At 36.3% G+C, this 13866-nt stretch carries 13 protein-coding genes; all 13 read right to left on the bottom strand.

Annotation, left to right across the window (positions count from 1 at the left end):
• Window positions 1-19: 19 nt before the first annotated feature.
• On the bottom strand, window positions 20-1183 hold the full coding sequence (locus tag AACU28_RS10070; protein WP_121602883.1) for a glycosyltransferase family 4 protein: 1164 nt from the start codon (window positions 1181-1183) through the stop codon (window positions 20-22).
• A gap of 20 nt (window positions 1184-1203) precedes the next feature.
• Window positions 1204-2397, bottom strand: a complete 1194-nt coding sequence (locus AACU28_RS10065) for a glycosyltransferase (RefSeq protein WP_121602882.1) — start codon at window positions 2395-2397, stop codon at window positions 1204-1206.
• Between the two features lie 16 nt (window positions 2398-2413).
• A complete protein-coding gene (locus AACU28_RS10060; RefSeq protein WP_121602881.1) occupies window positions 2414-3523 on the bottom strand; it encodes a DegT/DnrJ/EryC1/StrS family aminotransferase in 1110 nt (369 codons plus the stop codon).
• A 29-nt stretch (window positions 3524-3552) separates the two neighbouring features.
• Window positions 3553-3960: a sugar 3,4-ketoisomerase gene (locus tag AACU28_RS10055; RefSeq protein WP_121602880.1), complete on the bottom strand. Its 408-nt coding sequence runs from the start codon at window positions 3958-3960 to the stop codon at window positions 3553-3555.
• 15 nt (window positions 3961-3975) lie between these two features.
• Entirely contained in the window at window positions 3976-4986 is a 1011-nt protein-coding gene (locus tag AACU28_RS10050; RefSeq protein WP_121602879.1) for an EpsG family protein, read from the bottom strand.
• Between the two features lie 45 nt (window positions 4987-5031).
• Window positions 5032-6450 carry an oligosaccharide flippase family protein gene (locus tag AACU28_RS10045; protein ID WP_121602878.1) on the bottom strand — a complete coding sequence of 473 codons (1419 nt, stop codon included), beginning with the start codon at window positions 6448-6450 and terminating at the stop codon, window positions 5032-5034.
• Window positions 6451-7479: a TDP-N-acetylfucosamine:lipid II N-acetylfucosaminyltransferase gene (locus AACU28_RS10040; RefSeq protein WP_147434304.1), complete on the bottom strand. Its 1029-nt coding sequence runs from the start codon at window positions 7477-7479 to the stop codon at window positions 6451-6453.
• A 22-nt stretch (window positions 7480-7501) separates the two neighbouring features.
• A complete protein-coding gene (gene rffA, locus AACU28_RS10035; protein ID WP_121602876.1) occupies window positions 7502-8653 on the bottom strand; it encodes a dTDP-4-amino-4,6-dideoxygalactose transaminase in 1152 nt (383 codons plus the stop codon).
• Between the two features lies 1 nt (window position 8654).
• Entirely contained in the window at window positions 8655-9812 is a 1158-nt protein-coding gene (locus AACU28_RS10030; protein ID WP_121602875.1) for an ATP-grasp domain-containing protein, read from the bottom strand.
• Window positions 9809-10459, bottom strand: a complete 651-nt coding sequence (locus tag AACU28_RS10025) for a formyltransferase family protein (RefSeq protein WP_121602874.1) — start codon at window positions 10457-10459, stop codon at window positions 9809-9811. Before AACU28_RS10025 ends, AACU28_RS10030 begins: the two co-directional genes overlap by 4 nt.
• A 170-nt stretch (window positions 10460-10629) precedes the next feature.
• Entirely contained in the window at window positions 10630-11490 is an 861-nt protein-coding gene (gene rfbA, locus AACU28_RS10020) for a glucose-1-phosphate thymidylyltransferase RfbA (RefSeq protein WP_121602873.1), read from the bottom strand.
• Complete coding sequence (gene rfbB, locus AACU28_RS10015; protein ID WP_121602872.1) at window positions 11490-12578, bottom strand: dTDP-glucose 4,6-dehydratase; 1089 nt, start codon at window positions 12576-12578, stop codon at window positions 11490-11492. The genes rfbA and rfbB overlap by 1 nt, the downstream gene beginning before the upstream one ends.
• Window positions 12578-13855: a UDP-N-acetyl-D-mannosamine dehydrogenase gene (gene wecC, locus AACU28_RS10010; protein WP_121602871.1), complete on the bottom strand. Its 1278-nt coding sequence runs from the start codon at window positions 13853-13855 to the stop codon at window positions 12578-12580. Before wecC ends, rfbB begins: the two co-directional genes overlap by 1 nt.
• Between the last annotated feature and the right edge of the window lie 11 nt (window positions 13856-13866).

The following is a 13866-nucleotide window of genomic DNA, read 5'->3' as shown; positions in this document are numbered from 1 at the left end:
TTCCAAATAATGAGTATCATCAAATTGATTTACTGCAACGTTCCGCAGTTTCTATAAACCTTCTCGCATAATTTTCTAATGAGTATTCACCTATCACTAGCTCATTTGCCTTTCTACCCATACTTCTACAGAGGTCAGTATCGTCAAATAAACGTTGCAGAGAAAATTTTAATCTATCAACATTCACAAAATCAAGGTAGATCCCAGTCTCATCAGTGATGACTAGATCTAGTTCAGTCCCATCGGCAGGGCCACTAATTACAGGGAGTGAGTGCGCAAATGCATGATTAATTGCAAGACCACCAAGACCGGGTAAAACACAAAAGTCACCTAATAGAAAATAATTACTAAGCTTTGCGTGTTGAGCACCAACAAATGAGACTGATTCAATAATACCCAACTCAGAAGCTAAATTTTCTAAATTTTCACGTTCAGGTCCATCGCCAATTAACACCAAATGCATATGGCTTGGCTGTCTCGAACTCTGTAACTGGCTGAAAGCTGTTAACAATAAGTCAATTTTTTTCTGTATGAGCATTCGACCGCAATATACACTCACTCTATCTGAATCTTTAATAGATAACTCATCTCTTAAAGCTGCTAAGTCATATTCAGATATGGAACTAATATTATTGATAACATCTTGCTCATCTATTGTATTATGGCCAACAATAATGTTTTCACTTGGCACTCCCAGTGACTCATAATATTTTTTAGAATAAGTACCATACGAAAAAATGGCACTCGCCTTATTTGAACAGAATTTTTGTATTGCATCACCGACTTTAGATCTAATGTTATTATCGCGATGTGGAATTGCACCAAGTGACCACCAAATTACTGGATACTTTTTTCCAATAGATGAAATAAACAGTTGCATAGCGTTTCCAACACTACTCAAGCCATCGATAGCAATAACATCAGGTTTAAAAGACTCTATATTTTCAATCAAGTCGGAACTTGGACCAGGCACTCCTACAGAGTTGAACATATTTCCTATTAAGCCACGGTGGGACTTTACAATGGTAAAGTTCAAAACAGAGTGATCATATTTATATGCACTCTTAGACAATTCAGAAGATGCACAAAAAACAGACAGCTCAATGTTTTCTTGCTTACCTATATGATCAAATAGCGGAATATTATATGCACTGAGTGTATTTTGAATAATGAAAATTTTCACTAATTTACCTACTTATAACTCTACTTTACGTCAAGGGTAACAATACTCGATAAGTAGCTATCAAGTTGTTCGCAAATCGCGGTTAGTTCATACTTATCTGAAAACAAATTATAGGCCGCATTTCCGTAATTCATTAATTCATCTTCACTCATTTCAACAAACTGAGTTATTGCTGTATGTAATTCACGCTGGGTATCAGCTTTCATGACAATTCCAGCCTTATACTCATCCAACCAAGGCAGTTCAGCTTTTAAGTTTGTTATAACTGGCGTTGAAGTAGATAATGCCTCAACAGCCGCTAAGGGTGTTTCTTCGAAGATATTAGGTGAAATTACATAGACATCAGCGGTCTGGTAAGCAGCCCAACGATCATCTGCATACAAAGGTCCACATAGACGTACTTTTCTATCAGCATCGTTCTTAGCAATAATAGAACGAACATTATTTTCTACACCCTCGTCATTCCCTACTATTATCAGAGTGCATTGTTCATCATTTTTTGTAGCTTCAATGAACGACTCAACCAAAAGAGGAACCCCTTTGGTTGGGTGTAACCTTCCTAAAAACAAAAATAGCTTATGATCTGGTTCTATGTTAAATCTCTGACAAAATTCTTGTCTAACAATATTCACATCAGTTAAATGGGGAATACCAGATTTAGCAACAGCAAGTGGAAGAAGCCTAATTGCTTCCTCTTTTCCACCAAATTGTCGATAAACTGATAATTCGTTATTTGTTTGCCCTAATAGTAAAGCCGCACTTTTCACCATAGGAAACACGAACAATTTATCGTAAATAGACTTAATAAATCCAGCCCTTGATGGTAGAGACCCGAAGGAGTGCAATATAATGGGCACATTGAATTCTCTCGAAAACTTTAACGCAATAACATTTAACAAAGAGCGAGTTTGTGGTAAGTGAATAACATCTATATTATTAACGTTATCCACTAAATACTGGTATATTTCATTATAAGAAAAATCAAAATAGAAAGATCTTCGCCAGTCATTATATTTTTCAAAATAGTTTACGGTTACACCATCTTCAAAACCTGACCACTGTTCACCTTCTAATGGCTTATTTTCTTTTGGTGTATAAATGGTAACTCTGTGCCCCATTTTAGCTAAACCATTAGCATAGTCGGCCATGATTCTTGGGGGGCCACCATGGGTCCAATTGGGAGCGCAAACTAATGATAGTTGTAAGATATTCATATATTAGAACTCAGAATTAATCTAAAGGGACATAACTGTTAACGGCGTTAATAACAAAATTCACATCACTGTCTTTCATTACCGGACTCATTGGAATACTTACAATAGTGTCATGTATCAGCTCTGTAATCGGAAACGATTGTTCATTAAGATCGGAATAAGCCTCCTGCTTGTGAGGAGGGATAGGATAATGAATCAAAACTTCAATATTATTTTTATTCATGTGTTCAATAAATAGGTCCCTGTTATCACAACGTAATACAAACAGATGCCACACATGTGCTGATTCATCGCTGCAATATGGAAGAGTTACATGTTTATTATTTATCTCAGATAAATATCTAGACGCAATTTTCTTTCTTATATTGGTATCAGCAGTCAAACCCTTTAGCTTAACGGATAAAAATGCAGCTTGCAGTTCATCTAACCTGCTATTACAACCTTTATATTCATTCACATATTTTTTTGATGAACCATAATTTCGTAGTTTTTTTAAGCACTCTAAAAGCTTTGTGTCATTAGTGGTTATAGCTCCACCATCTCCAAGTGCCCCCAAGTTTTTACTAGGGTAAAAACTGAAACCAGCAGCATCAAATAAAGACCCTACAGGAGTTCCCTCATATAAAGCACCGTGAGCTTGAGCGCAGTCTTCTATTACTTTAAGGCCATGCTTAGTGGCAATTTCTTTTATTTCATTGGCTTTAGTAACTTGCCCATAAAGATGGACAGATAAAATAGCTTTGGTTTTATCTGTTATACTAGCCTGTATTAAACCAGGGTCTAGATTATAACTTCCCAATTCAGGTTCAATAAGAGTAGGAACGAGGCCATTTTCACTTATTGCCAGGATACTGGCGATATAAGTATTAGCAGGAACAATGACTTCATCTCCTTTTTGCATATAGCCCATTTCAATGTAGGCTCTAAAAATCAATGACAACGCATCTAACCCATTGGCAACACCTAATGCATGTTTGACTTGACAGAATTCTGCAAATTGCTTCTCAAAATTATCAACTTCTGGGCCAAGAACATACCAACCAGATTTGATCAAACGGGCAGAAGCCTCAATGAGTTGCGATGAATACTGCTCGTTCATTAACTGTAAATCTAAAAACTTAATCATTGCCAACTCCTTTAAAAAATTTCATTAAATCATGCAACGTTGTTGTTACAAAAGGCTAAAAACTGGTCATATTCTCTTAGATAATCAGATTCATCGTATAGGTCACTAGCCAGCATTAATAGTACGCAATCATCAGAAAAATCATACATTTCGTGCCAGACCAAAGGCTCGATCATCAATGCTTGTGTCGGGCTATCAATCAATACGTCTACCTTTTCGGTACCATTATCTAAAAGAAAACGACAAGACCCAGCTAAAACGATAGCTGCCTGAATGAGTTGTTTATGCGCATGAAAACCACGCCTAACACCAGATTTGGTTTCAAATATGCTATATACACGTTTTATGTCAAAGGGGATATGGCTGCCATATTCAGCGACAACTAAACCTCCACGCTCATCCCCCAACGATGGGAGATCAATTTTTAAAAAATCCATAAAAACCTCAAACAACTACGACAAATGTAAATATATGAAAGCATAGTTTCTTATAAACAATAACATTAACAAAATAGAGAATATTAAACTAGATGTGATATAAACTTGCTTTGAAAACACTCCAAACGACTTAGAAATAATGCTCACCATAGATGGAAATAATATTGCATAAAACGGTAACGAAAAAGATATAAACCTGTACCCCATTCCAATTGAATTAAAAAAAACAGATGTTAAAAATAAAACAATAATTGCATTCGCAAAAGCAATCTTTGAATGGTGGAATTTTTTGTATAATGCCAGTGTTAAAAAAAACATAACGGTATACTGAATAGGTGAAGAGAATTTAAATCCTTCACTATTATTGATATAATACTGAATTTTAGATGGCAAGTAACTATTAAAATATTCACCTAGTGGTACAAAAAACATAACACCAAAAATACTAGTAGCTAACACACCAAGAATAAAATAGCCCCTAACCTTAGTAAAGGGGATTAGCAATAGAACACTGGTAGACAAATGGGTCAATGGAACAATGATAAATGAAAGTAAATACTTCCAATTATGACGACTAAAAAACAACATGAGAATACAGAAGAAAGAGAGAGCTAGACCATGTCGAAGAACATTTGAAAAATATTCATAGAAGCGATAATCAGACAATAGGAAAATTAAAGAAAAAAGTGGACTGATCGATTTACTTAATACAAAATACAAAATTGGAAATGAAATGACAAAAGTAACCAAAAATTTAAATATAAAGAAACTGTGGAAAGAGACTTTCTCTAATAAATTTGCAACAATACCATAACCATAATCCAACCCACCTAAAATAGACGAACAATCTTTCCCATTTTCCACAAGACAACTAAAATGTTCACTATAAACAGGCGTATCATTTCTGTATTTATTTACGTCACTACGATTACTCGAAATTAACGATAACGCAATAGAAATAATTATAGTTATAGCAAAAATTAATATACTATATTTGCTAAATTTAATTGCACTCGTATTACTCAAAACTTTCGCTCATCCAATAAACATTATAATTAAAAATAGAATTACTCATTTATCTATAACCCAAAGAGATCTTTGCTTTCTGAAATACACAAAGCTTTTAGCCACTAAAGCAAGACCAAACACAAGCCAAAGTATCATAAATTCTTTAAAATATAACTTTGCAAAAAAAACATGCATTACAGACAAGACTAAACAGCAAGTTGAAACTAAATAAATAGATGCTCTAGGTAACTTTTTCCAAAAATAACATGATAACTCTGTACGAATAATCAAAAAGCACCAAAATGAGATAGCAGTTGCAGAAGCCGCGCCCTTTAAACCATAAGCCGGAACGAGAATGTAATTAAGAGAAATATTAATTAATAATGCTAAAACAGAACCAATCATGATAAATTTAGTTTTTTTCGCTAAGTTAATTCCCACAACAGTAACTTCTGATAAGGTATAAAATAATGGGTAAGCAACACAGGCAACAAGCAGGAACTCAACACTTGCGTACTCAGTAGGGAGTATATATGGTAGCAGCCACGATAAAAGACCGGCGAGAGAAAAGAGACTTCCGATGGCAAAAGTCATCCATCTTGTCACCGCATCCACATTTTCTAAACCTTTACCTTTTGCAGCCCACTCGTAAACCATTGGCGCCCATATTGTTGAAAAAACGCTCTGTAATACTAATACCACACCAGAAAAACTGATAGCTACAGAATATATACCTAATGAATCAAACCCCAGATAATGCTTAATAAAAACTCGATCTAATGAGGTCATACACCAGAAAGACAAACCGGATATAACCAAAGGTAAGGAAAACTTCAATAATTCGACTTGAAATGATTTATTGAACTTAGCTTTCATCGCTAATAGCCACTCTTTCCGTGTAACAATTACTGAAACTACTACAGCAAAGAGAACCCCCATTATCTGAGCCAATAATAACCAAATAAAGGCTTTTTCTGAAAGAAAATACGAATAATAGAGCAAAACCAATACTGTTATAAGTTTAATCGATATTTGAGTTATAGAAAACAACCATCCTTTACTTTCCATTCTCAAAATCATACTTGAGCTTCTATAAATAAAGAGAAGAATGGCGTAAGTAACAATAATAAGCATTGGAACTAGGCCTTCAACTCCAAACCATCCCTGAGACCAAGGAAATAACAAAACGAAAACCGACATAACTGCTGAAAGAAATATAAAACCAGGTAGAAAGGTTTGCATTAATAACCGGGGAGAATCGTCTTCATCATAATAAAAACGGACATATGCCTGATCTAATCCGAGAGATAAAACCAACAAGCAGAAGCTTGAAAACATTACGACAAAATTCATTTTTCCTATTATTTCAGGTGGAAAAATCCATGCCGTAAGTGGGACAGACAGCAAACTCAAAGCAGCCAGGCCAATTGGACCTATTGAGAATGATAATATTCGATTAAGTAGTGGCTTCTCCTTTATCATTTAATTTCCTATCCACGACGCTAATTGACTAACCAGTGTTTTTTTCGAGAAGGCACGACTGATAATGTCCCTATTATTTTTTAACGACAATTCAGGTAGCCTTACTATTTCTTCATCATTAATGTCTCCAAGCACAAGCCCTAAGCTTAAGAAATATTTCGCTGAAGAAACATTAAGGTTCATATACACAGTAACACCAAGGCCTAATAACGTAATGATATTCCCCATGGCTTGTTGGCGATTATGTGCAAATATTGCAATATCAATATTGGACTGCCATTCTCGGTATTCTTTTAGGGACATAAACTCAAACATAGGTACAAATGAATCACCATGGATTTTCTTACCAACACCCGAAATATGTTTCGCGTGAGTTTGATCTCCGTATGACAGCGGCACAAACAATGTATAGGAAGATGGGACCCCATGCTTTAAGCGATGTAAAATTTTTTCATGGTTGTTTTCTGGATCTGCTGAATTTCCCAACTGAATAGATAATGGAAGGGAGGATTCTTTTTTAGCCAATTGCAAACTATTGTCAAAACAGTTACTTTCGTACACTAGACAATATACATACTGACCTTTAGCCTTATATTTTTCTCGAACATGCACTAAGTCACCCTCTACGCAAGTAACCAATCTACCTATACGAGGCGCAATGATTCTTTTACAGAACTCAGAAGTATGATGCATTACCGATAGTAATAAGGGAGCATTTTTGCCGGGCGCATCAGGATATATATCCCCGCCCCACATGACCCATGAACACTTCTTTAGCAGCCAAGGCTGTGCCACTAATAACAAAATTGTCCCCAAATCAAATAAACCATGTAAAACAATTTCATCCGCTTGGTTCATTTCATAACCAATTTTGAAATTTCGTAGCAGCTTACCTTGAAGATACTCTAAGTCTTCACCCGCTTCGATTGGATAGTTATCCACATTTGACCCAAATGTAATAAAGCGATGTTTGTTTACAGTTAATTCATTACGAACAAGGCGTACAAAAGCAGGAATGAACTTATCCAAATAACACACATGAAGTATTTTTTTAGGCACTTGTACAAGCCCTATCAGAAAAAAAACAAGTAACTTCAGAAATGACCTTATCTACATCTTCTATAGTCATCCCATAATAAATAGGTAAGCGTAACAACCTTTCACTCTGACTGCTAGTATGTAAGTCATATCCAATGAAACTCGAATACTTCCCCCCTGCAGAAGAACTATGTAGAGGTATATAGTGAAATACTGCCATTATACCTTTAGATTTTAAGAATGAGATCAATGAAGAACGCGTATTAATATCCTTAACTTTAATATAAAACATATGCGCATTGTGATTAATTTCCACAGGGATACTAGGTAAATCAATAAAACCCAATTCATTCAGCTTCGTTAAGCCTGTATAGTAACGTCGCCATGTAGCTAATCTATTGTCATTAATCAAAGTGGCGATTTGCAACTGGCTCCAAAGATATGCGGCTTGAATTTCACTGGGTAAGTAACTGCTGCCTAAATCAACCCAAGAATATTTATCAACCATACCTCTAAAGAACAAACTTCTATTAGTTCCTTTTTCACGAATAATTTCAGCTCGTTCAGAAAACTTAGAATCATTTACAATCAATAATCCGCCTTCACCACCAGACGTATAATTTTTTGTCTCGTGAAAACTAAATGTACCTATATGACCAATAGTTCCTAAATATTTACCTTTATAAGTTGTCATCATCGCTTGGGCAGCATCTTCAACAACATATAATTGATTTTTAGCAGCTATGTCCATTATTGCATCCATTTCACACGCCACACCAGCATAGTGCACCACTACTATAGCTTTAGTTTTTGGTGTGATAGCTGCTTCAATCAACGATTCATCAATGTTCATTGTATCAGGTCGAATATCGACAAACACCACCTTTGCCCCTCTTAGCACAAATGCATTTGCCGTGCTCACAAAGGTGAAACTAGGCATGATGACTTCATCACCAGGTACGATATTTAAGAGAATAGCTGCCATTTCCAAGGCTTGTGTGCAATTAGGCGTCAATAAAGCTTTATCACAGCCAAGTACTTGCTCAAACCATTGATGACAAAGTTTCGTAAACTTCCCATCACCTGACATTTGGTCACTATGCATTGCTTCCAAAACATATTGGTCTTCATTACCTGTGTACGGTGGTTTGTTAAAATTAATCATTTTATATCCCTAACTTAGTCAATATAGAAGGCAATTCAGAAAAAGGGGTGTTTATGAAAGAATAGCCAAACCTTTCTGCGCTACTGGTAACCTCGCCATTAAAATTTTTATTCTTTTGAGTTTTTATAATTTGTACATCTTTCATGCTTTCAATTTTCGATAAACAATCGAACTCCTCCGAAGAAAAATAATACACTACCATGGAGCAATAGTCCGCATTGTCTAAATCATTACCTTCAGGAAAGTGAAAGTCAGTATTTACGGCTATATCGACGACTCCATTAGTGAAATCAAAACCAGTATTATTTTCGACCAAATAAGAGCCAATGAAATCCCCCCCCATACGCCCGCCAACCTCAATTATTTTAACCTCATCATTAGAGTCTAATTTAATTTCAGAGTGTGACGCACCATACCTGACTTCCAAACAATTTAAAGCATCTGTTACAACTTTACATATTAGCGACTTTTCCCTAACACTAATCCTGGCGGGTGATAAATGACCTCTTTCAATAAAACTAGGAGAGCCTGTTGTAAATTTTTCTGTAATTTGTAATATTTGATGTTTACCGGAATGAGAAATACTCTCAACACTAAACTCACGGCCATCAATAAATTCTTCAATAAGAATATCATTTACAAAAGAACACTCTTGGCTTTTTTTAATCGCATAATCCAATTCATCAAGAGAATTAATTAATGTAATTCCACGACTTCCAGAACGATCTATCGGCTTTACAATAGAGGGTATACTTAATTTACGATTATCAACCTCTTCTGTCGAAGATACTAATTGGAAAAGAGGTACTGGAAGGTTTGCATTGAACAATGCTTGCCTCATTAGATATTTATTCGTCGTTAGTTCGCTACACCTTGGTGAGTTTCCAACTAAATTTAATCTATTTGCAATAAAGTTAACGGTTATAATGGCAAGGTCAGACGCGATACTAACTACACCATCAATGCCAATCACTCGACATTTTTCTAAAATAGCTTCTTTATCTGTAATGCTTATTGGGTAAAAATAATCTGCTTCAAACTCTCCTACATCACCTGTTTCCCATGCAAAAACATGTGTCTCATAACCTTTACTCTTAGCTTTGAGTATTAAATCAAGTTGAAATTCATTTGCACCAATAATTGCTATTTTTTTATTCATTTAATCTTATTCCAAAAAGTTTCATCAATACAACTCAAATCCAAATTAACTTCTGGAGAGAATAAAATTCCTTCGTATTGCTCTACGCTTATTTCCACTTTATAATCAAGAATTTTAAAAATAGAATCCAATAGAATTATACAGCCAGCCCGAAATGACTTATCAAATGCATCCGTAATAGGAATGTCGGTTTTAAATATTGCTTGAGAAATTATTTCCCCGGTATCGACCCCCTCATCTACTTGATGACAAGTCACACCAGAAAACTTACACTTGTTTGAATACGCTTTTTCAATAGGTGCTACACCAATAACGCCACCGAATAACGGCAGTAAAGAGTAATGAAGGTTAATAAATTTGTCACGGAATAAATTAATCGTATCAGGGTCTATTATTTTATGCCAATTAGTGATTATAACATCTGGATTTATTGAGCTAATTATACGTTGTAGATTTTGAGGGTTAGCTCTTGAATATGTTATTTTATATGACTCTATTTCTATTTCTTCACAAAATGTTAACCCACCACAATCCCGATCAGACACACAGTAAAACTCAGCCTGAGATTGTGGCATTAGATTAAAGTAATTATGAACAAACTTTAAGTTACCACCATTACCCGAAACTAAAAACAGTATTTTTTTCATAAAACATGTCCTGTAATTTTTGTGATTCTTTAATGACTTTATCAGAAAAAACACTCTACGCTGGAGTAGAGTTCATCGAAGCACCTCAATCAATCGAGGGGTGGGGTAGACCATTAATGACCTAGAAGGAATACTTTTGAAGGCTTCTACGAACTATAATTTTTCATTAGTCATAATAAATTTTTCAAATATTGACCATAGCTATTTTTCATCATCGGCCTTGCTAATATCTCTACTTGTTCTTTAGTCAGCCAACCATTATTGAAAGCAATCTCCTCTAAACAAGCAATTTTATAACCTTGACGCCTTTCTATCGTTTCAACAAACATTGCCGAATCCAATAGTGATTCATGCGTACCAGTATCTAACCAAGCAAACCCTCGCCCTAACAGCTCAACATTTAACTTGCCTTTTTCAAGATAGGCTTGATTAACGCTTGTTATCTCAAGCTCTCCACGCTCCGATGGTTGTACTTGTTTTGCAATACTAACAACATCGTTATCATAGAAATACAAGCCTGTTACAGCAAATTTGGACTTTGGTTTGACTGGTTTCTCTTCAATTGATAACGCCTTCATATTTTCATCAAAATCAACAACACCAAACCGTTCAGGGTCTTGAACTTGATAGCCAAAAACTGTCGCTCCAGAAGTTTTAGAAGCAGCTTTTAATAGAAGTGGAGAGAAGCCATGTCCCCAGAAGAGGTTATCACCTAGTACTAAGCAAACAGAATCATCACCGATAAATTCTTCACCAATAATAAATGCCTGAGCTAAACCATCAGGACTCTCTTGAACCTCATAACTTAAATTAATACCAAAATCACTACCATCTCCTAGCAAGCGAACAAAAGCATCTTTATCGTCAGGAGTTGTAATAATTAGAATATCTTTAATGCCAGCAAGCATTAATACCGACAGTGGGTAGTAAATCATCGGTTTATCATAAACAGGTAATAACTGTTTAGAAACTCCTTTAGTAATAGGATATAGACGCGTTCCCGAACCACCAGCTAATACAATACCTTTCATTACTTTATATCTCCTGTTACTACACCTAGGCGCTCGCGTTGGTAACTACCATCTTGCACATTTTGACACCACTTAGAGTTATCTAAATACCATTGCACTGTCTTACGAAGGCCCGTTTCGAAAGTCTCCTTCGGTGTCCAACCTAATTCTCTTTGCATCTTAGATGAGTCAATAGCATAGCGACGATCATGACCTGGGCGATCTTGTACATATGTTATCTGCCCGGCATACTTAGTGTTTTTTGGAACTAACGTGTCAAGGATGTCACAAATAGTGTTTACAACTTCAAGATTCTGCTTTTCATTGTGACCACCAATATTGTAGGTCTCTCCTACTTTACCTTCGGACACTACCTTATAGAGCGCTCTAGCATGGTCTTCAACGAACAACCAGTCACGAATTTGGTCACCCTTTCCGTATATAGGAAGATCTTTTCCTTCCAACGCATTAAGAATAACCAGTGGGATCAATTTTTCAGGGAAATGATACGGGCCGTAGTTGTTTGAACAGTTAGTGACGATAGTTGGCAGGCCGTAAGTACGCAGCCATGCGCGAACTAAATGGTCACTTGATGCTTTTGAGGCAGAGTAAGGGCTAGATGGTTCATAGGATGTCGTCTCCAAGAACATTGGGAGCTCAGTCCCCTCAGGAACTTCATCAGGGTGAGAAAGGTCACCATAAACTTCATCTGTAGATATATGATGGAAGCGAAACTCTGCTTTAGCTTGATCTTCAAGTTTATTCCAGTACTCGCGCGTAGCTTCCAATAAAGTATATGTTCCAACTATATTCGTTTCAATAAATGCAGCAGGACCTGTGATAGAACGATCAACATGCGACTCTGCAGCTAAGTGCATTACCGCATCCGGTTTATGCTCAGCAAAAACACGGTCAAGTTCTGAACGATTACAAATATCTACTTGCTCGAATGCATAACGTTCATTTGAATCAACATCGACAAGTGACTCTAAGTTACCCGCATAAGTGAGCTTATCAACGTTTATAACGCTGTTCGATGTATTACTGATAACATGTCGAATAACTGCTGAGCCAATAAAGCCTGCACCACCAGTAACTAAAATTTTCATTATGCCCATACTCCCTTTGTATCCACAATAACGAGGTTCTCTGGTAGCTTTTGTAATTTCTTAAACTCTGAGTGATCAACTAACAAGACAGCTATGTCCGTTTTATTAATTGCTTCATCTAATTCAACTAGTTTTGCATTATTAGAAAATGAAGAAGAAAGTTTAGATATATTTGGTTCAATAAAACTAACTACTGAAGGGTGCTCTGCTGCAATTTTTTGCGCTATCGATAATGATGGGCTCTCTCGCAAATCATCAATATCAGGTTTGAATGCGAGACCAAAACAGCTAATACGTACGTCTGAAGCTGTTTTAGTCGGGTTTGCCTGTAGAAACTCTGCAACAGCTAGTTTTACTTTATTAATGACCCATTCAGGCTTTGCATCATTCACTTTTCGCGCTGTGTGTATAATTTGTGCTTCAACTGGTGTTTTTGAAACAATGAACCAGGGATCAACTGCGATACAATGACCACCTACGCCTGGCCCTGGTTGTAAGATATTGATTCGAGGATGACGATTAGCTAAAGATATTAATTCCCACACATCAATATCTAACTTATCGCAAATAACTGACAATTCATTCGCAAAAGCAATTTGCACATCACGACAACTATTTTCGGTTAGTTTGGCCATTTCTGCAGTACGTGCATTAGTAATAACACAGTCGCCCACAACAAAGTTTTTATATAGCTCCACTGAACGCTCTGAACAGCGTTTTGAAATACCACCAATTACTCGATCATTTTCAACTAGTTCACGAACAACATGACCAGGTAAAACACGCTCAGGACAATGTGCAATATTTACATCCGCATGTTCACCAACGCGTTGTGGAAAACTTAGATCAGCACGAGCTTCGGCCAGCCAGTCAGCCATCTGCTCAGTCGCACCAACAGGAGATGTTGATTCTAAAATAACTAAATCACCTTTTTTTAGAACAGGTGCAATTGCTTTGCTCGCAGCCTCAATATAACGAAGATCTGGCTCAGGAACTTCTCCTTTAGCACATTCTTTGAAAGGAGTAGGCACAGCAATTAAAAATGCATCTGCAGGCTCAGGTTTTGTAACCGCTTTTAGGTAGCCTTCAGTTACGGCTGCCTGCACTAGCATATCAAGATCAGGTTCAACAATGTGTATTTTACCTTGGTTAATAGTGTCCACTGCATGTTGGCTAACATCTACCCCAATCACTCTTAACTTTCTTGATGCAAACATTGCTGCGGTCGGTAGCCCGATGTAACCTAAGCCTACAACTGAAATTGTTTCAAAAGACATTATGCTTCCCT

It is taken from the genome of Vibrio sp. SBT000027 (assembly GCF_963894355.1).
Taxonomy (GTDB): domain Bacteria; phylum Pseudomonadota; class Gammaproteobacteria; order Enterobacterales; family Vibrionaceae; genus Vibrio; species Vibrio splendidus.
This window is presented reverse-complemented; position numbering and strand designations above follow the sequence as displayed.